This window comes from Streptococcus sp. 477, from assembly GCF_013277295.1.
Lineage (GTDB): Bacteria > Bacillota > Bacilli > Lactobacillales > Streptococcaceae > Streptococcus > Streptococcus pseudopneumoniae.
Genome location: NZ_VMMQ01000007.1, coordinates 42292 through 61268, shown reverse-complemented (window position 1 = coordinate 61268; position 18977 = coordinate 42292). Strand labels below are relative to the sequence as shown.

Genomic DNA, 18977 nt, shown 5'->3' with positions numbered 1-18977 from the left:
GATTTTCATTGAGTATAATCAGTCTAGACTTGCTTGCTATGAACTAGGGATTTGATAGGAATATCAAGATAAGAAAAAACAGCCGAGGGTAATCCTTTCGGCTGTTTTTGATGGGGGAAACTAAAGTGTAATGCTGTTGCTTTTAGAGATTTTCATAAATAAGAGCAAGGAACCTACTGTTAGAACAGTTAGGATAGTTGACAAGGCTGCGGCTACACCGTAATTTCCTCTGAGAACCTCTGTATAAATGGCTACAGTCATTGTTCTTGTTTTGACATTGTAGAGGAGGATAGAAGTAGAGAGTTCTGAAATCATTGTGACCCAAGATAGGATGGCTCCAGAAATAATACCAGATAGCATCATTGGAGTTGTAATCTTGGCAAAGGTATTGAGACGGCTACTTCCTAAGCTCTCAGCAGCTTCTTCAATACTTGGGGCTATTTGTTGTAAGCTAGCAACAGATGAGCGAATAGTATAAGGCAATCTTCTGACAGATAGGGACATAATCAAGATGAAAGCAGTTCCTGTAATCATAAGAAATCCACTTCCAAATAGGCCAGTATTGAAGGAAGAAATGAAGGCAATCCCTAGAACGGTTCCTGGTACAATATAAGGTACCATACTGAGGCTGTCAATTAAGTTTGTAAACAAATTCCGTTTTCTAACGGCTAGGTAGGAGATAAATGTTGCGAATAAGACAACTAGGACTAAGGCAATCAAAGGGATACGAATGGTATTGAAAATAGCAGAGCCCATACGATTGAAAGCTACCTTGTAACTGTTTAGAGAATAACCTTTGACAAATACCATACCTGATGTTTTTAGGAAAGAGGTATAAATCAAGTAGATTTGAGGTAAAACAGAGATAAAGATAATTCCGTAGACTGTTGCATAAATGGCAGCCATTTTTCCTTTTGTAGTTTTTTTAGGCTCAATTGGATGGAGCGAATTCATGCTGAAACTGTAGCGATTTGCAATGTGTTTTTGGATAAGGAAAATTGCCAAGGCAATGATAATCGCCATAATTGCTAAAGCAGATGCGAAAGCAGAATTTCCTCCAACCTCGCTAATGAATTGGGTATAAATCAAGACCGGGAAAGTCCGATATCCTTCACCAATTAACATAGGCGTTCCAAAGTCTGAGAATGCTCTCATAAATACAAGCAAGGCAGCAGCTAGTAAGGTTGGAACGAGGAGAGGTAAAACAACCGTTACGATACGCTTAAATCCGAAGGATCCCATGCTTTCAGCGGCTTCAAGTAGAGAATTATCAATACTCTTCATTGTCCCAGCAACGTATAGAAATACCAGTGGGAATAGTTGCAGTGTAAAGACAAGTACAATTCCTTTGAATCCATAAATATCGATAGCTGGAAGATGAAGGGCATTTGTCAGGAATTTAGTAATGACCCCATTTCGTCCCAGCAAGAGAATCCAGGAGTAGGCTCCCACGAAAGGAGCTGACATGGAAGCAATGATAATCAATATTTGTAGAAATTTCTTCCCCTTGAAGTCATACATAGAGAAGAGATAAGCTAATAGGGTTCCTACAACTAAGGAAGTGACAGTAGCGGTAATGGAAACCTTGAAACTGTTGACAAGTGTCTCAGAGTAGTAGGCTTTACCAAAGAAAGTGACAAAATTAGCTAGTGAGAATTGTCCTTCATGTATGAGTGCTTGCTTGAGCACGGTAACGATAGGATAAACGAGAAAGACAAGATAGGTAAGAAAGATGAAGAAAGAGGAGGCTGTCCAAATATTTAGTTTTTTACGTTCCATGGTTGACTCCTTTTATCAGGTTTTGTGAACCATCTGCAGAAAAGACGTTTAATTTTTGAGTATTGATTCGTAGACGAATACGATCGCCTTTTTGTAGATCTTCTTCAAAAGTTGATTCTTCGCTAACTTGAATTTTTGAGGCAAAGCCTGTCTCGATGAAGTACTCCGTATTTAGTCCAAGATAGACGCTATCGCTAATAGTTCCTTCAATATCTCCAGATTCATCTTTGATAAACTCTTCAGGACGAATGCTTACATGAATAGCTTGTGCTTCAGCCTGATCAAGGGCTGGCATTCGAAGAGCATAGCCATCTGAAAAGACGATATAAGCGCCGTCGCTCCGTTTTTCAAGAGTGGCAGGGATAATATTTGTGCGTCCGATAAAGGTTGCTACAAACTCATTAGCTGGTTTATGATAGAGTTCTTTTGGCCGACCGATTTGTTGAATGACCCCATCTTTCATAACAGCAATTTGATCTGAAATAGCCATAGCTTCTTCTTGGTCGTGGGTCACATAAACGGTTGTAATTCCTACTTCGTGTTGGATTTCTCGAATAGCTTGACGCATATCCAAGCGAAGTTTGGCATCTAGGTTACTAAGTGGCTCGTCCATGAGGAGAACACTTGGATTAACAGCTAAGGCACGTGCCAAGGCGACACGTTGTTGTTGTCCACCACTGAGTTTATCGGGCTTTCGATCCGCATATTGAGCAATTTGCATGAGTTCAAGATACTTGTTGGTCTGTTGAATCAATTCTTCTTTTGGAACCTTCTTTTGCTTGAGACCAAAAGCGACATTATCTCGGACAGTCAAATGTGGGAAAATAGCGTAGTTTTGGAAAACCATGCCAATATTGCGTTTGCTGGGTTCCATATTATTGATTTTTGTATCATCGAAGTAAAATTCTCCACCTTCGATACTGTTGAAACCTGCAATCATACGAAGAAGGGTCGTTTTCCCACATCCTGAAGGTCCAAGAAGGGTAAAGAGACTTCCTTTTGGAATTGTAATGTTCAAATTCTCAATAACAGGGACATCGTGGTAGATTTTTTTGGCGTTAATAATTTTGATCTCACTCATAGTGAACCTCTTTTACTGTTTAGATTGGATATCTGTAAAGACTTCGTTGTATTTCTTAACGATATCTGATTTATTTTTGATGACATAATCATAATCTTCAGTGAGTGTTTTGATTTTGTCAATTGGTTTCATGTTTTCGCTTGTTTTGGCATTTTTACGAACAGGACGGTTAGTAGTGGTTGTACCAAGTGTATCTTGTACTTCTTGAGAGATGATGAAATCGATAAATTTCTTGGCATTTTCCATGTTCTTAGCTTTTTTAACGATAGCAGCACTAGCAGGTAGGAAGACTGTTCCTTCTTTTGGATAGACAACTTTGATGTTAGCTCCGTCATTTAAGAGTTTAACAGCTGGATCTTCATAAGAGAGACCAACAGCCATTTCTCCATCAGCGACTGCTTTATAGACACCAGATGAACTTGAACCGATTTTACCATCAATAAGTGTGAAGAGATCTTTTACATAAGACCAAGCCTTATCATCTTTGTAACCACCTTGAGCTTGTAGCATATTTGTTAATTGAGCAAAGGCGCTAGAAGAGTTTGCTGGGTCAGCAGTTGCGATTTTTCCTTTTAGTTCAGGTTTGAGAAGGTCGCTATATCCTTCGATGTTCATGCCTTTAGTTAAATCAGGGTTGACGATTAAAACACTACCATCTAGTGTATAAGGAGTAGAGTAACCAGTTGTGTTTTGATATTCTTTGATAACATTATCATTTTCTTTTGAAGTATAGTTTTCAAAGAGTTCTCCGTGGGTAGCATATTGTGTATAAGAACCACCAAAGATGACATCAGCTACAGGAGCTTCTTTTTCTGACTCTAGTTTTTTGAAAAGTTCTCCAGTACCAGCTTGAATCAGTTCTACTTTGATACCATATTTTTCTTCAAAGGCAGGAATAGTTGCTCCAATTAAGCCCTCTGAGTTTGGTGAATAAACGACTAGCGAACCGCCGTCTCCTTTATCAGATGAACCGCCATCGGCAGATTCATTAGAAGAACAAGCAGTAAGACCAAAAAGAGCTAGTCCGCAAGCAGCATAATACATCCATTTCTTTTTCATGATGGATACCTCCGTTGTGTTATTTAAGTTTATTTTAAAACAGTGTAAGCGTTTTTAAAACCGACAATTCTATTCTATTAGAGTAAAATTCTCTACAAAAAGAAGAATAGCTTATTTTACTATTCTTCCGAGTGATTTCAATTCCTTTGGGGAAATATGGAGATACTTTTTAAATACTTTGGCAAAATATTTATAGTCTGAAAATCCAACTTGATCAGAGATGTCGCTTAGAGGGGAGTTGGGAGATTCAGCCATCTTATCTATAGCTTGTTTCAGGCGATATTGTAAGATATATTCATTTAGCGTCATGGGGAAGTCTTCTTTGATCACTTTATATAGGTAGCTTTCGCTATAGTTTAAAGCTTCAGCAATAGTCGCAATCGTAAAATGCTCTGCATAATGCTTGTGGACAAAGGAAATAATTTGTTGAATGATTTGGTTTTGTGTATCAACCTGTTGGATAGAGGTGAGTAAAGTTTGATATTCTTCTAAAAAAGGAGTTTCTTGATAGGTGCTACCTTGTAATCGCAAAACAATGTTTTGAAGACATTCTGTCAATTCCTTGGTATCAATTGGCTTGGATAAGAAATCAGCTGCTCCATATTGCATGGCTTTTTTGGCGTTTTGAAAATCGTTATAACCTGATAAGATAACTTTTTCATAGGAGAGGGTACGAGTGGCTTCAAACATCATAAAAGCATCCATAATTGGCATTGTGATGTCTGTTAAGACAATATGAGGTTCTTTTTCTTGGATGAGTTTCATTCCCTCTTGACCGTGACTGGCAGTTCCTACGACTTGGATACCCAAGGCAGAGTAGTCTACGGCAATCTCTAGCCATTTTCGAATGAGGTGTTCGTCTTCTACGATAATGAGCTTAAACATGAGTTAGTCCTTTCGTTATAAATTTGACCCAAGTTTCTCCTTGGCGATTGACTCCTAAATCTAGCTGGACATCAGAAAAGAAATTGCTCAATCGTTTGTAGCTGTTCACGATGCCATGCTGGGTATGAGGGCTTTCTAAAGAGTCTAAAATAGCGAGTCGCTCTTGTTTTGTGAGCCCTCCGGCATTATCCTTGATTAAAAAAGTCAGAGAATCTGCTTCCAAGGTAATTTGGATATCAATATGAAGATCAATACGGTATTGCATCCCATATTTTATAGCATTTTCTACTAGAGGAAGTAAGAAAAGTTTAGGGATAGGCTGATTATCGACAGTTTCTGGACAGACAATATCATAAGAAAAGTGCTCAAAACGAATCTTATGAATCATAAGGTAATCCTCTATAATCTTTAAATCCTGACAAATGGTTGTTTCTTTTTCTAAATCCGTGATACTGTAGCGAAGAATGCGCGTGAGATTTTGAATTAGGTCTTGTGTGAGGGCGGCATCCATTAAAGAAGTGATTTTAATCGTCTCAAGTGTATTGTAGAGAAAATGAGGATTGAACTGAGCTTCCAGCATTTTTCTTTCAAAAATCCATTTTTCTTTTTCTATGGTCAACATTTTTTGATGAAGTTGATCTAATTCGTACAACATATTGTTGATTTTTTCTGCCATAAACTCAAACTCATCACCTGTTTGTAGAGAAAGCCTTTTTTCTGCTTGTTTGGGAATTTCTTGAAGTTGGTAAACCAAACTTTCAATGGGAACAGCGTTGTGTGTGGCAATTTTATGAGCAATTCGTCTCGCTTGCCAGAAGTAGAGGAAGAATATACATAAGGTGAGGACGGAGGCTAGGCCGAGTAAGCTAGGAATGGGAAAAAAGGATTGAAAAGTATAGATTGAAAAAATAGCACCGACTTTTTCTTTTTGAACAATAAGCGGTTCATTCGCATACCAGTGGGTGCGAGAGTGTAGGAGTTTTTCATCCAATTTTTCAAGAGTGGAACGAGTAAACTGATTTGTGTTGTTGGAAAACATATTTCCAAAGCTATCGGTAATGATGTATTTGGAATTGATCATTGGGAAACTTGAGATGAAATCATTCTCATTTACGAAAGCAATAGTATAGGCCTTAACTCGTTGGTTTTGAAGTAGTGGTTTGATAAAGAGTGTGTAGTGTTGCTTGTCTGAAGAGAGAGCAATTTTTTCTGTCACTTTATCTTGAGAAGGATTTTGAATGAGTAGTTTTAGATAGTAGGGTGATAAAATACTTTCTTGATGATTGCGATTGGTACTAAATAGTAATTCACCTGTATCGTTTAGAATAATGAGGTCAGAACTAAGCTTCAATCTAGCTTTTGTCTCGTAAAATAAGCTAAAGACTTCTCGCTCTGTGTGTTTGCCGTCCAAAAATTCAGGAATCATTTTATAGTTCATAGTGGTCAGGAGCTCATTATTTGCTTCTTTCATTTCTTGAACCTGTTTGACAATCTGTCTCGTATCTTTGGAGAGTTGTTGCTTTTGTAAAAAATAGGAAAAACCAAAAAGTAAAATGAGTAGTAAGAGTGAGGTCACAAAGGCTGCGATAGAGCTTCTATGGAGAATTTCTTTTTGGAGAGATTTTTTAAAGGAATGAGACATCCGCTACCTCCTTGGAAGGGTTTTCTGTTATAAGTATAGCAGTTTAAAAATTTTAGAGCAAGGTAAAATAGAAAAGTATAGAATAGAACGAGACCAAATTCCCTCAAAAATGGTATAATAGTAACATCACAAAATTGGAGAGAGACCATGAGTTTTTACAATCATAAAGAAATTGAGCCTAAGTGGCAGGGCTACTGGGCAGAACATCATACATTTAAGACAGGAACAGATGCATCAAAACCTAAGTTTTATGCTCTTGATATGTTCCCTTATCCGTCTGGAGCTGGTCTGCACGTAGGACACCCAGAAGGTTATACTGCAACCGATATCCTCAGTCGTTACAAACGTGCGCAAGGCTACAATGTTCTTCACCCAATGGGTTGGGATGCTTTTGGTTTGCCTGCAGAGCAATACGCTATGGATACTGGTAATGACCCAGCAGAATTTACGGCGGAGAACATTGCCAACTTCAAACGCCAAATCAATGCGCTTGGATTTTCTTATGACTGGGATCGTGAAGTCAACACAACAGATCCAAACTACTACAAGTGGACGCAATGGATTTTCACCAAGCTTTACGAAAAAGGCTTGGCCTATGAAGCGGAAGTGCCAGTAAACTGGGTTGAGGAATTGGGAACAGCCATCGCCAACGAAGAGGTCCTTCCTGATGGAACGTCTGAGCGTGGAGGCTATCCAGTTGTCCGCAAGCCAATGCGCCAATGGATGCTCAAAATCACGGCTTACGCAGAGCGCTTGCTCAATGACTTAGATGAACTAGATTGGCCAGAGTCTATCAAGGACATGCAACGCAACTGGATCGGGAAATCAACTGGTGCTAATGTAACCTTCAAGGTTAAGGGAACTGATAAGGAATTCACAGTCTTTACCACTCGTCCTGATACTCTTTTCGGTGCGACTTTCACTGTTTTGGCTCCTGAGCATGAATTAGTAGACGCTATCGTAAGTTCAGAGCAAGCAGAAGCAGTTGCAGACTACAAACACCAAGCTAGCCTCAAATCTGACTTGGCTCGTACAGACCTTGCCAAGGAAAAAACTGGGGTCTGGACAGGTGCTTATGCCATCAACCCTGTCAATGGCAAGGAAATTCCAATCTGGATTGCGGACTATGTTCTTGCTAGTTATGGAACAGGTGCGGTTATGGCTGTGCCTGCCCACGACCAACGTGACTGGGAATTTGCCAAACAATTTGACCTTCCAATCGTCGAAGTACTTGAAGGTGGAAACGTTGAAGAAGCTGCCTACACAGAAGATGGCCTTCATGTTAATTCAGACTTCCTAGATGGATTGAACAAAGAAGACGCAATTGCCAAGATTGTGGCTTGGTTGGAAGAAAAAGGCTGTGGACAAGAGAAGGTTACCTACCGTCTCCGTGACTGGCTCTTTAGCCGTCAACGTTACTGGGGTGAACCAATTCCAATCATTCATTGGGAAGATGGAACTTCAACAGCTGTTCCTGAAAGTGAATTGCCACTTGTCTTGCCTGTAACCAAGGATATCCGTCCTTCAGGTACTGGTGAAAGTCCACTAGCTAACTTGACAGATTGGCTTGAAGTGACTCGTGAAGATGGTGTTAAAGGTCGTCGTGAAACCAACACCATGCCACAATGGGCAGGTTCAAGCTGGTACTACCTCCGCTATATCGATCCACACAACACTGAGAAATTGGCTGATGAGGGCCTTCTCAAACAATGGTTGCCAGTAGATATCTACGTGGGTGGTGCAGAGCATGCTGTACTTCACTTGCTTTATGCTCGTTTCTGGCACAAATTCCTCTATGACCTCGGTGTGGTTCCAACAAAAGAGCCATTCCAAAAACTCTTTAACCAAGGAATGATTTTGGGAACAAGCTACCGTGACCACCGTGGGGCTCTTGTGGCAACCGATAAGGTTGAAAAACGTGACGGTTCTTTCTTCCATGTGGAAACAGGGGAAGAGTTGGAGCAAGCGCCAGCCAAGATGTCTAAATCGCTTAAGAACGTTGTTAACCCAGACGACGTGGTGGAACAATACGGTGCCGATACTCTTCGTGTCTATGAAATGTTTATGGGACCACTTGATGCTTCGATTGCTTGGTCAGAAGAAGGTCTGGAAGGAAGCCGTAAGTTCCTTGACCGTGTTTACCGTTTGATTACAAGCAAAGAAATCCTTGCGGAAAACAATGGCGCTCTTGACAAGGTCTACAACGAAACAGTCAAATCTGTTACTGAGCAAATCGAGTCTATGAAGTTCAACACAGCTATTGCCCAACTTATGGTCTTTGTCAATGCGGCTAACAAGGAAGACAAGCTCTATGTTGACTATGCCAAAGGATTTATCCAATTGATTGCCCCATTTGCACCTCACTTGGCAGAAGAACTTTGGCAAACAGTTGCAGCAATAGGTGAGTCAATCTCTTACGTAGCTTGGCCAACATGGGACGAAAGCAAACTAGTTGAAGACGAAGTCGAAATTGTTATCCAAATCAAAGGAAAAGTCCGTGCTAAAGTCATGGTTGCTAAAGACCTATCACGCGAAGAATTGCAAGAAATTGCTCTAGCGGATGAAAAAGTCAAAGCAGAAATTGACGGTAAGGACATCGTGAAAGTGATTAGTGTACCGAATAAATTGGTTAACATTGTTGTGAAATAAAAAGAAGTAACTCTAGAGTATGAACTTTAGAATAGGTCAGAATGAATAGATTAGTGAACGATAGCAGGAAGTGTGAAATTTTATTATTTAAGATTTCTATTATTGTAGTGTCAGTTATAGTATTAGTAATGTCAATAGTGGGTGCATATTATTTTAAAAATTGTCTTTGGGACAAGGAAAGTTTAAATTTGACACTCACTTTAGACACTCTCTTTGCAGTTTTTATTACTTTCTTTAGTTTTTCAAATGATAAATCAAGCAATATTTTTGGAATATCTCCAAATGAAATTATAAGGACACAGTCTGAAGTGTATCAATTTTTATTTACAAAATCTTTTGCAACTCTATTAATAGTGACAAATTTGTTATCCATTATTCATTATTTTGGAGCCAAAAATTTAATAGTTTCTTTTAATGAAACTTATCCTCGTATTCAATCCAGTGTTGGTATCATGTGGCTACCACTGTTTGCTATTCTGATAATCTATTTTATTTGGCTCTTAATAGAGGGATTAAAATATATCAGAAAAATAAATTATATTATTCAAAATAGGGAAATAATCTATTTTTATTCGCAGGTAAAAGTTGTAGATAAACTTACTGATTCTGAATCGAAAAAATACGGTGAATATATTGATTTGTACGAATCGTGTCGTCAGAACAATTTAAGTGTTCTACTTAACTTTCTTCAAAATTCGGATGATAAACGAGGAGTTATTGCTAGTAACTCAGTGAGAATTATGTTTGAATCTTTGGATAAAGCAGACCAAATTGCGGCCCTGAATATTTGTAGAAACTATGTAGCACGAGAAAATGTTTTAAATAAAGAAGATGCAGAAAAATTGTTAAATGAAATTGATAAAAAACTTGAAATTAGCAGATAGGACAATTCAAATAGAGTTGAGTAAAAAGTTTGAAAAGTGAAACAAGGAGAAAGCTATGCCAGTAAATGAATATGGTCAGATGATTGGTGAGTCAATGGAAGGTTATACACCCGGTGCACTGCCTTCTATTGATTTCTTAGAAGGGCGTTATGCTAGGATAGAGGCTCTCTCGGTAGAAAAACATGCGGAGGATTTGCTAGCTGTTTATGGCCCGGATACTCCTCGGGAGATGTGGACCTATCTTTTTCAGGAGCCAGTAGCAGATATGGGGGAGCTGGTTAGCCTTTTAAATCAGATGTTGGCTCGTAAGGACCGTTTTTACTATGCAATCATAGACAAGGCGACTGGTAAGGCTTTGGGAACTTTTTCTCTCATGCGCATTGACCAGAATAACCGAGTAATAGAAGTCGGAGCAGTCACTTTTTCTCCAGAGCTAAGGGGTACACGGATAGGAACTGAGGCTCAGTATCTCCTAGCTCGCTATATTTTTGAGGAGCTAAACTATCGTCGCTATGAGTGGAAATGCGATGCTCTTAACCTGCCATCCAGACGAGTTGCGGAGCGTTTGGGATTTGTCTATGAAGGAACCTTCCGCCAGGCGGTGGTTTATAAGGGACGGACGAGGGATACGGATTGGTTGTCTATGATTGATAAGGACTGGCCTCAAGTCAAAGATCGTTTGGAAACATGGCTGCGTCCTGAAAATTTTGATAAAAATGGACAGCAGTACAAGAGCTTGAGAGAACTTTAAGAGGTGTTGAGATGATTACTATTAAAAAGCAAGAAATTGTCAAGCTAGAGGATGTTTTGCATCTCTATCAGGCTGTCGGTTGGACAAATTATACCCATCAACCAGAGATGCTGGAGCAGGCCTTATCGCATTCATTAGTAATTTATCTGGCACTTGATGGTGATGCTGTGGTGGGCTTGATTCGTTTGGTTGGAGATGGATTCTCATCAGTTTTTGTACAGGATTTGATTGTTTTACCAATCTATCAGCGTCAAGGGATTGGTAGTGCCCTAATGAAAGAGGCCTTAAAAGATTACAAAGATGCTTATCAAGTCCAGCTGGTGACAGAAGAGACAGAAAAAAACGTGGGATTTTATCGTTCTATGGGCTTTGAAATCTTATCCACCTATAATTGTATAGGGATGACTTGGGCGAATCGAGAAAAATAACAAAACTTGTTTTTTCTTAAGCAAAGTTTAAGGATGGTCTAGTATTATATAGTCATTAAATAAAGACCTCCTAACTTTATTTAATGAAATCCTAAAACTTTTTTTCATCATAATCTCCTAATGAAGTCACCTAATCAGGTGGCTTTTTGTGAGGTGATAGTGATAGTGATTTTCTGCAAAATGGTAGAATCTGAGAAAAGTTAAGCTAGTTTTAAGCTTCGTCTTGTATCATATAGTTATTAAATAAAGACCTCCTAACTTTATTTAATAAAATCCTAAACTTTTCTTTTTCATAATAATCTCCCTTAACTCCACCCGATTAGGTGGAGTTTTTTGGCTCTATTTCAGGCTTTTGGGGACTATTCTAAAAATCATTTTTCGATATTTTTCGGTATTTTTCGGATTTTGGTCGGGGAATTGGCGGGGGCTTTTTTAGCGAATATGATTAAGAAATAGGTCTGTTGTACCTTCAGCTACTTCAACCTCACTTTGAATGTAAGTGACTGTTAATTGAAGGACTAGAACTACTGTAATAATGATTTTGCTTGTCCAGTAGTGGCGTATTAAATGAGGAGTGACATATAAGATTGTCTCTTCGTTTACTAAATCAAAATTTCTATGAAATTGATAGAATCCCTAATTTTCTCTTAAACTTGAAAGTCTTGTTGTAAAGTGGTTAAAGCTTGAGAAGCTGAGGATGTAAAGTTTTGACAAATTTTGTGAACTGTGAGATAATGGAGAGGAATTAAGGATTAGTTCTATATCATGGACTAGAAAAGACCCCAAGCTAACTTCCACATTAAGCTTGGGGTCTTTTTTGACACTATCTATCTTTGTTTAGCCATTTATCGACTAAGCGAAGGATGACACCGACCACAATCGGTCCGATGATAGTTTTAAGGATTAGTTCCATCATGGGCTATCTCACCTCCTTTCGCAGGCGGTGTAGCAGTTCCGTAGAATATTATACCATAAAGTAATCTACTCTCTCATATTATACTAAAGTCAAAAAACATCTTATAATAGTAGTTATGAAACTCACAAACGAAGAAACACAAAAAATTGAAAAACTCCTAAGAGATTCATCGTACGCCGAATACCACAAACGTCTATAGATTATATTTTATTCAAAAGAGTTATAAGGAAATCATGGATCTGCTAGATTGCAATAAAACAACTGTTTGGAGGAATTTGAAAAATATAAGGAGTTTGTATGCTCTTCTTCAAGAGACTCGTGGTGGACGTCATAGAGAATATAGGACTTACGAAGAAGAACAAGCATTTCTAAAACGTCATATAGAAACTGCTCAAGCTGGGGAATTTGTAACTGTCAATCAGTTATTTGCATCCTATCAAAAAGAGATTAGTCGCACTTTTACACGTGATGGTTGCTATTATCTCCTGAAATGCCATGGTTGGCGAACGGTCACTCCTCGACCTGAACATCCCAAGAAGGCAGACGCTCAGACAATTGAGTATGAACAAGAATCACCTCATTTGTCTTAGAGTGCTATATTTTAGAAAAATTGAAATGGCAAAGTTCTTTTGAGATAATTTTGTTAGTTGAAATTGTTTAGCTAGGCTCAGTGATTGAAACTTTTTAAATCGCATTTATTTAAAAAAATTAAAATTACCCTCAAAAATGCTTTTTTTTTTAGGAAATATAATATAATAGTTGAAAAAGATTAAAGGAAATTTCTTATGGCTAAGAAAATCAAAGATGAAAATGGGAATGTATATGTGAAAAAAACACCTTTTTATAAAAAATGGTGGTTCATATTGATTGTTATTATTGTTGTATTTGGTGTAGTTAAAGGTGGAAGTGGAAGTAACTCCACTAAGCAGGAAGTTGCATCTAGTTCAAGTACGCAAACAGCAGCATCAGAAGAAACTGCTCAAACAAAGGCAACAGAAAAAAATAAAAATAAGGAAGAGGAGACAAAAGCTAAGGCAGAGAATAAAATCGGAGAAGTTGTTAAAGTTGGAGATGTTGAATATATCGTGAATTCAAAATCTCTGTCTCAAAATGTTGGAGGAGAATTTGGCAAAAACGCAAATGGTATTTATTTAATTCTGAATGTGACGGTAAAAAATAATGGTAAAAAATCTATAACTGTTACGGATGATTTCTTTAAGCTTTTAAAAGATGATACAGAGTACTCAACTGATAGTACAGCTGGTATCTATGCAAATCAGGAAGCAAAATTCTTTTTGTCAGAATTAAACCCTGAAAATAGTATCACAGGAAATGTGGTATTTGATGTGAATACGGAGACTGCAGATGCTTCAGGCTTACAGTTACAAGTACAAACAGGTGTTTTTGGAACTCAAAGAGGAAAAATTAGTCTAGATTAGTCTGAATTAAAAATGCAAAATGTCTATTTTTTAGTAGATGTTATGCATTTTTTCTTATTCTTTACATTTGTTTTTATGTTATGGTTTTAAAAAATTAGTAATCTAGGAATTATGTTGAAGTGGAGAAAATGGTGCAAATTGGATTTTGAAGCCTTATCCACCTATAATTGTATAGGGATGACTTGGATCAACAGAGAAAAATAATAAAACTTGTTTTTGCTTAAGCAAAATTTAAGGCTAGTCTAGTATTATATAGTCATTAAATAAAGACCTCCTAACTTTATTTAATAAAATCCTAAACTTTTCTTTTTCATCATAATCTCCCTTAACTCCACCGGAACTGGTGGAGTTTTTTTGCTCTATTTCAGGCTTTTCGGAAGTTTTCTAAATATCATTTTTCAATAGCTTTCTCTAAATCTTATAAACTTTATTGGACAGATTCTAAAGTTGGAGAAGCTGAATGGATGAGGATATAAACCTTTGACAAAATTCGTGAACTATGGGATAATAAAAAGGAATTGAGTACTAGTTCTATATCATAGGCTAGAAAAGACCCCAAGCTCACGACCAAATAAGCTTGAGGTCTTTTTTGACACTATTTGTCCTTGTTTAGCCATTTATCGACTATACGAAGAACGACACCGACCACAATTGGTCCGATGATAGTTTTGAGTACTAATTCCATCATGGGCTATCTCACCTCCTTTCGTAGGCGGTGTAGAAGTTCCGAACAATATTATACCACATAAGTGCTAGACTCGGGAGTCACAATCCAGTGGCTTTTTTGTTTGTGGCTTGGTTTTTTGATATAATAGAGCCATGAGTAGAATTTTAGACAATGAGATAATAGGGGACGAGGAGTTAGTAGAACGCACGCTCCGTCCTCAGTACTTACGTGAATATATTGGACAGGATAAGGTCAAGGAACAGCTCCAAATCTTTATCGAAGCTGCCAAAATGCGGGATGAAGCGCTGGATCATGCCCTCTTATTTGGCCCTCCAGGTTTGGGAAAAACGACCATGGCTTTTGTTATTGCCAACGAACTAGGTGTCAATCTCAAGCAGACTTCGGGTCCAGTCATTGAAAAAGCCGGAGATCTGGTAGCGATTTTGAATGACTTAGAGCCTGGGGATGTCCTTTTTATTGATGAGATTCATCGCTTGCCCATGTCGGTGGAGGAGGTGCTTTATAGTGCCATGGAGGACTTCTACATTGATATCATGATTGGGGCTGGTGAAGGTAGTCGCAGTGTTCATTTGGAGTTACCACCTTTTACCTTGATTGGTGCGACGACTCGGGCTGGTATGCTCTCAAATCCGCTACGGGCACGTTTTGGGATTACAGGTCATATGGAGTATTATGCTCATGCTGATTTGACGGAAATTGTCGAGCGGACGGCAGATATTTTTGAGATGGAAATCACCCATGAGGCAGCATCCGAGCTGGCCTTGCGTAGTCGTGGAACTCCCCGTATTGCCAATCGTCTCCTCAAGCGCGTGCGCGATTTTGCCCAGATTATGGGGAATGGGGTTATCGATGATCTTATTACCGATAAGGCTTTGACCATGCTGGATGTTGACCATGAAGGTTTGGACTATGTGGACCAAAAAATCCTTCGCACCATGATTGAGATGTACGGTGGTGGTCCTGTCGGATTAGGAACTCTTTCTGTTAATATTGCCGAGGAGCGCGAGACTGTCGAAGACATGTATGAGCCTTACTTGATTCAAAAAGGTTTTATCATGCGGACGCGGTCTGGACGGGTGGCGACTGCTAAGGCATATGAGCATTTAGGTTATGAATACAGTGAAAAATGAGCAAGAAATTCTAGAGGTTTTTAGAGAGAATCCGGATATGATGGCTATTCTAGAAACTATCCGAAACCTTGGTCTGAAAGACTCGTGGTTGGCAGCAGGTTCTGTCAGAAATTTCATCTGGAATCTCTTGTCAGACAAATCACCTTTTGACTTTGAAACAGATGTAGATGTGATTTTCTTTGATCCGGATATTTCTTATGAGGAAACCTTATTACTGGAGAAAAAACTGCGAGAGGACTTTCCTCAGTACCAGTGGGAATTGAAAAATCAAGTCTATATGCACCAGCACAGCCCTCATACTGCTCCCTATACCAGTTCCCGTGATGCTATGAGTAAGTATCCAGAACGATGTACGGCTGTTGGACTGCGCTTGAATGAAGAATCTGCTTTGGAACTCTTTACTCCATACGGTCTGGAGGATATTTTGAATTTTCAAGTTCGTCCAACTCCTCATTTTTTAGAGAATCAAGAACGAATGGAACTCTATCAAACACGTTTATCCAAGAAAAATTGGCAGGAGAAATGGAAAAATTTGATTTTTAAAAATACTTAAGGAAACTTTAAGCTAGGGAGTGTACACTAAGTTCATAAGTTAAGAAGACCTTAACTTAAACTCCTAAAACTTTTTCATAATAATCTCCCTATAAAAATAAAGTCGCCCAATCAGGCGGCTTATTTTTTTGAAAAATGGGCTTGGTGCCTGAGAATAAATAGCTTAGTGATAGAAGAAAATGGGGAAATATGGTATAATGAAACGATAGATTTTTGAATAGGAATAAGATCATGTTTGGATTTTTTAAGAAAGATAAGGCTGTGGAAGTAGAGGTTCCGACACAGGTTCCTGCTCATATCGGCATCATCATGGATGGCAATGGCCGTTGGGCTAAAAAACGTATGCAACCGCGAGTTTTTGGACATAAGGCGGGCATGGAAGCATTGCAAACTGTGACCAAGGCAGCTAACAAACTAGGCGTTAAGGTTATTACGGTCTATGCTTTTTCTACAGAAAACTGGACCCGTCCAGATCAGGAAGTCAAGTTTATCATGAACTTGCCAGTAGAGTTTTATGATAATTATGTCCCGGAACTGCATGCGAATAATGTTAAGATTCAAATGATCGGAGAAACGGACCGCCTGCCTAAGCAAACCTTTGAAGCTCTGACCAAGGCTGAGGAATTGACTAAGAACAACACAGGTTTGATTCTTAATTTTGCTCTTAACTATGGTGGACGTGCTGAGATTACACAGGCTCTTAAGTTGATTTCTCAGGATGTTTTAGATGCCAAAATCAACCCAGGTGACATCACAGAGGAGTTGATTGGTAATTATCTTTTTACCCAGCATTTACCTAAGGAGTTACGAGACCCAGACTTGATTATCCGTACCAGTGGAGAATTGCGTTTGAGTAATTTCCTACCATGGCAGGGGGCCTATAGTGAACTCTATTTTACAGATACCTTGTGGCCTGATTTTGACGAGGCGGCCTTGCAGGAAGCCATTCTTGCCTACAATCGTCGTCATCGCCGATTTGGAGGAGTTTAGGAGGAAATATGACACAGGATTTACAGAAAAGAACCTTGTTTGCAGGGATTGCACTGGCTATTTTCCTACCGATTTTGATGATTGGGGGACTCTTGCTTCAGATAGCAATCGGAATCATAGCCATGCTAGCCATGCATGAACTTTTGAGGATGAGAGGTCTAGAGACCATGACGATGGAGGGCCTCTTGACCCTCTTTGCAACCTTTGCATTGACCATTCCCTTGGAGAATTACCTGACTTTTTTGCCAGTTGATGGGAATGTGGTTGCCTATAGTGTTTTGATTTCAATCATGTTAGGAACGACCGTTTTTAGCAAGTCTTATACGATTGAGGATGCGGTTTTCCCTCTTGCTATGAGCTTCTACGTGGGCTTTGGATTTAATGCTTTACTAGATGCTCGTGTTGCAGGTTTAGATAAGGCGCTTTTGGCCTTGTGTATCGTCTGGGCGACAGACAGTGGTGCCTATCTTGTTGGGATGAACTATGGGAAACGAAAGTTAGCACCAAGGGTATCGCCTAATAAAACCCTTGAGGGTGCCTTGGGTGGTATTTTAGGAGCGATTTTAGTAACCATTATCTTTATGATAGTTGACAGTACAGTTGCTCTTCCATATGGAATTTACAAGATGTCAGTCTTTGCTATTTTCTTTAGTATTGCTGGACAATTTGGTGATTTACTAGAAAGTTCGATCAAACGTCATTTTGGTGTTAAGGATTCTGGGAAATTTATCCCTGGACATGGTGGTGTTTTGGATCGTTTCGATAGTATGTTGCTTGTATTTCCAATCATGCACTTATTTGGACTCTTTTAATCAAAAGACGGAGGAAACGCTATGCTCGGAATTTTAACCTTTATTCTGGTTTTCGGGATTATTGTAGTGGTGCACGAGTTCGGGCACTTCTACTTTGCCAAGAAATCAGGGATTTTAGTACGTGAATTTGCCATCGGTATGGGACCTAAAATTTTTGCTCACATTGGCAAGGATGGAACGGCCTATACCATTCGAATCTTGCCTCTGGGTGGCTATGTCCGCATGGCCGGTTGGGGTGATGATACAACTGAAATCAAGACAGGAACGCCTGTTAGTTTGACACTTGCTGATGATGGTAAGGTTAAACGCATCAATCTCTCAGGTAAAAAATTGGATCAAACAGCCCTCCCTATGCAGGTGACCCAGTTTGATTTTGAAGACAAGCTCTTTATCAAAGGATTGGTTCTGGAAGAAGAAAAAACATTTGCAGTGGATCACGATGCAACGGTTGTGGAAGCAGATGGTACTGAGGTTCGGATTGCACCTTTAGATGTTCAATATCAAAATGCGACTATCTGGGGCAAACTGATTACCAACTTTGCAGGCCCTATGAATAACTTTATCTTGGGTGTCGTTGTTTTTTGGATTTTAATCTTTATGCAGGGTGGCGTCAGAGATGTTGATACCAACCAGTTCCATGTCATGCCCCAAGGGGCCTTGGCTAAGGTGGGAGTGCCAGAAACGGCACAAATTACCAAGATTGGCTCACATGAGATTAACAACTGGGAAAGCTTGATTCAGGCTGTGGAAACAGAAACCAAAGATAAGACGGCCCCGACTTTGGATGTGACTATTTCTGAAAAGGGGAGTGACAAACAAGTCACTGTTACACCCGAAGAAAGTCAAGGCCGTTACCTTCTAGGTGTTCAACCGGGAATTAAGTCAGATTTTCTATCCATGTTTGTAGGTGGATTTACAACTGCAGCCGACTCGGCTATCCGAATCCTATCAGCTCTGAAAAATCTGATTTTCCAACCGGATTTGAACAAGCTAGGTGGACCTGTTGCCATCTTTAAGGCAAGTAGTGATGCTGCTAAAAATGGAATTGAGAATGTCTTGTACTTCTTGGCAATGATTTCTATCAATATCGGGATTTTTAATCTTATTCCGATTCCAGCTCTGGATGGTGGTAAGATTGTGCTCAATATCCTGGAAGCCATCCGCCGCAAACCATTAAAACAAGAAATTGAAACCTATGTTACCTTGGCCGGAGTGGTCATCATGGTTGTCTTGATGATTGCTGTGACCTGGAATGACATTATGCGACTCTTTTTTAGATAATCGAGGAATAT

The 18977-nt window shown here is 39.1% G+C and carries 17 protein-coding genes and 1 pseudogene; 11 read left to right on the top strand and 7 right to left on the bottom strand.

The window, feature by feature from the left end; translation table 11 throughout:
• Positions 1–120 precede the first annotated feature (120 nt).
• From HT691_RS00865 to HT691_RS00845, 5 genes are all read right to left on the bottom strand, one after another.
• Positions 121–1779, bottom strand: a complete 1659-nt coding sequence (locus HT691_RS00865; protein ID WP_119941694.1) for an iron ABC transporter permease — start codon at positions 1777–1779, stop codon at positions 121–123.
• A complete protein-coding gene (locus HT691_RS00860) occupies positions 1769–2860 on the bottom strand; it encodes an ABC transporter ATP-binding protein (RefSeq protein WP_023939666.1) in 1092 nt (363 codons plus the stop codon). Before HT691_RS00860 ends, HT691_RS00865 begins: the two co-directional genes overlap by 11 nt.
• Positions 2861–2872: 12 nt before the next feature.
• Positions 2873–3919 carry an ABC transporter substrate-binding protein gene (locus tag HT691_RS00855; protein WP_023935593.1) on the bottom strand — a complete coding sequence of 349 codons (1047 nt, stop codon included), beginning with the start codon at positions 3917–3919 and terminating at the stop codon, positions 2873–2875.
• A gap of 111 nt (positions 3920–4030) precedes the next feature.
• The gene (locus HT691_RS00850) at positions 4031–4804 is read right to left on the bottom strand and encodes a response regulator (protein WP_023935595.1); all 774 of its coding nucleotides are present in this window, start codon (positions 4802–4804) and stop codon (positions 4031–4033) included.
• Positions 4797–6446: a histidine kinase gene (locus HT691_RS00845; RefSeq protein WP_138705966.1), complete on the bottom strand. Its 1650-nt coding sequence runs from the start codon at positions 6444–6446 to the stop codon at positions 4797–4799. Before HT691_RS00845 ends, HT691_RS00850 begins: the two co-directional genes overlap by 8 nt.
• 147 nt (positions 6447–6593) lie before the next feature.
• Here HT691_RS00845 and leuS point away from each other — a divergent pair, with 147 nt between their 5' ends.
• The 4 genes from leuS to HT691_RS00825 are packed head-to-tail and all read left to right on the top strand — an operon-like array spanning position 6594 to position 11158.
• A complete protein-coding gene (leuS, locus tag HT691_RS00840; protein ID WP_138705967.1) occupies positions 6594–9095 on the top strand; it encodes a leucine--tRNA ligase in 2502 nt (833 codons plus the stop codon).
• A gap of 41 nt (positions 9096–9136) precedes the next feature.
• The gene (locus tag HT691_RS00835; RefSeq protein ID WP_138705968.1) at positions 9137–9979 is read left to right on the top strand and encodes a hypothetical protein; all 843 of its coding nucleotides are present in this window, start codon (positions 9137–9139) and stop codon (positions 9977–9979) included.
• A 55-nt stretch (positions 9980–10034) separates the two neighbouring features.
• Positions 10035–10730, top strand: coding sequence for a GNAT family protein (locus tag HT691_RS00830; RefSeq protein ID WP_001144903.1), 696 nt, complete (start codon positions 10035–10037; stop codon positions 10728–10730).
• Positions 10731–10741: 11 nt separating this feature from the next.
• Positions 10742–11158 (top strand): GNAT family N-acetyltransferase, encoded by a 417-nt coding sequence (locus tag HT691_RS00825; RefSeq protein ID WP_000628388.1) that lies wholly within the window; start codon positions 10742–10744, stop codon positions 11156–11158.
• An 823-nt stretch (positions 11159–11981) separates the two neighbouring features.
• On the opposite strand, the gene HT691_RS00820 is transcribed toward HT691_RS00825, so the two are convergent.
• On the bottom strand, positions 11982–12074 hold the full coding sequence (locus tag HT691_RS00820; protein ID WP_000970294.1) for a type I toxin-antitoxin system Fst family toxin: 93 nt from the start codon (positions 12072–12074) through the stop codon (positions 11982–11984).
• Between the two features lie 115 nt (positions 12075–12189).
• Between HT691_RS00820 and HT691_RS11190 the strand changes: the two are divergent.
• Positions 12190–12631 (top strand): annotated as a pseudogene (locus tag HT691_RS11190) (winged helix-turn-helix domain-containing protein); the annotation flags it as partial.
• Between the two features lie 228 nt (positions 12632–12859).
• Positions 12860–13513, top strand: coding sequence for a DUF4352 domain-containing protein (locus tag HT691_RS00810; protein WP_050207592.1), 654 nt, complete (start codon positions 12860–12862; stop codon positions 13511–13513).
• A gap of 595 nt (positions 13514–14108) precedes the next feature.
• Here the strand turns inward: HT691_RS00810 and HT691_RS00805 are convergent.
• Complete coding sequence (locus tag HT691_RS00805; RefSeq protein WP_000970381.1) at positions 14109–14201, bottom strand: type I toxin-antitoxin system Fst family toxin; 93 nt, start codon at positions 14199–14201, stop codon at positions 14109–14111.
• A gap of 131 nt (positions 14202–14332) precedes the next feature.
• Between HT691_RS00805 and ruvB the strand changes: the two genes are divergently transcribed.
• The 5 genes from ruvB (at position 14333) to rseP (ending at position 18966) form a co-directional block, all read left to right on the top strand.
• On the top strand, positions 14333–15331 hold the full coding sequence (gene ruvB / locus HT691_RS00800) for a Holliday junction branch migration DNA helicase RuvB (protein WP_188109878.1): 999 nt from the start codon (positions 14333–14335) through the stop codon (positions 15329–15331).
• Positions 15312–15884 (top strand): nucleotidyltransferase family protein, encoded by a 573-nt coding sequence (locus HT691_RS00795; protein ID WP_023932518.1) that lies wholly within the window; start codon positions 15312–15314, stop codon positions 15882–15884. The genes ruvB and HT691_RS00795 overlap by 20 nt, the downstream gene beginning before the upstream one ends.
• A 230-nt stretch (positions 15885–16114) precedes the next feature.
• Positions 16115–16873: an isoprenyl transferase gene (locus HT691_RS00790; protein ID WP_000466722.1), complete on the top strand. Its 759-nt coding sequence runs from the start codon at positions 16115–16117 to the stop codon at positions 16871–16873.
• An 8-nt stretch (positions 16874–16881) separates the two neighbouring features.
• Positions 16882–17685: a phosphatidate cytidylyltransferase gene (locus HT691_RS00785; RefSeq protein WP_000189868.1), complete on the top strand. Its 804-nt coding sequence runs from the start codon at positions 16882–16884 to the stop codon at positions 17683–17685.
• A gap of 21 nt (positions 17686–17706) precedes the next feature.
• The gene (rseP, locus tag HT691_RS00780; protein ID WP_000900657.1) at positions 17707–18966 is read left to right on the top strand and encodes an RIP metalloprotease RseP; all 1260 of its coding nucleotides are present in this window, start codon (positions 17707–17709) and stop codon (positions 18964–18966) included.
• Positions 18967–18977: the final 11 nt, after the last annotated feature.

Excerpts from the sequence above, each read along its gene's own strand:
- HT691_RS00865 (WP_119941694.1), bottom strand. The coding sequence starts at position 1,779 with ATGGAACGTAAAAAACTAAATATTTGGACAGCCTCCTCTTTCTTCATC.
- HT691_RS00860 (WP_023939666.1), bottom strand. The coding sequence starts at position 2,860 with ATGAGTGAGATCAAAATTATTAACGCCAAAAAAATCTACCACGATGTC.
- HT691_RS00855 (WP_023935593.1), bottom strand. The coding sequence starts at position 3,919 with ATGAAAAAGAAATGGATGTATTATGCTGCTTGCGGACTAGCTCTTTTT.
- HT691_RS00850 (WP_023935595.1), bottom strand. The coding sequence starts at position 4,804 with ATGTTTAAGCTCATTATCGTAGAAGACGAACACCTCATTCGAAAATGG.
- HT691_RS00845 (WP_138705966.1), bottom strand. The coding sequence starts at position 6,446 with ATGTCTCATTCCTTTAAAAAATCTCTCCAAAAAGAAATTCTCCATAGA.
- leuS (WP_138705967.1), top strand. The coding sequence starts at position 6,594 with ATGAGTTTTTACAATCATAAAGAAATTGAGCCTAAGTGGCAGGGCTAC.
- HT691_RS00835 (WP_138705968.1), top strand. The coding sequence starts at position 9,137 with ATGAATAGATTAGTGAACGATAGCAGGAAGTGTGAAATTTTATTATTT.
- HT691_RS00830 (WP_001144903.1), top strand. The coding sequence starts at position 10,035 with ATGCCAGTAAATGAATATGGTCAGATGATTGGTGAGTCAATGGAAGGT.
- HT691_RS00825 (WP_000628388.1), top strand. The coding sequence starts at position 10,742 with ATGATTACTATTAAAAAGCAAGAAATTGTCAAGCTAGAGGATGTTTTG.
- HT691_RS00820 (WP_000970294.1), bottom strand. The coding sequence starts at position 12,074 with ATGATGGAACTAATCCTTAAAACTATCATCGGACCGATTGTGGTCGGT.
- HT691_RS00810 (WP_050207592.1), top strand. The coding sequence starts at position 12,860 with ATGGCTAAGAAAATCAAAGATGAAAATGGGAATGTATATGTGAAAAAA.
- HT691_RS00805 (WP_000970381.1), bottom strand. The coding sequence starts at position 14,201 with ATGATGGAATTAGTACTCAAAACTATCATCGGACCAATTGTGGTCGGT.
- ruvB (WP_188109878.1), top strand. The coding sequence starts at position 14,333 with ATGAGTAGAATTTTAGACAATGAGATAATAGGGGACGAGGAGTTAGTA.
- HT691_RS00795 (WP_023932518.1), top strand. The coding sequence starts at position 15,312 with ATGAATACAGTGAAAAATGAGCAAGAAATTCTAGAGGTTTTTAGAGAG.
- HT691_RS00790 (WP_000466722.1), top strand. The coding sequence starts at position 16,115 with ATGTTTGGATTTTTTAAGAAAGATAAGGCTGTGGAAGTAGAGGTTCCG.
- HT691_RS00785 (WP_000189868.1), top strand. The coding sequence starts at position 16,882 with ATGACACAGGATTTACAGAAAAGAACCTTGTTTGCAGGGATTGCACTG.
- rseP (WP_000900657.1), top strand. The coding sequence starts at position 17,707 with ATGCTCGGAATTTTAACCTTTATTCTGGTTTTCGGGATTATTGTAGTG.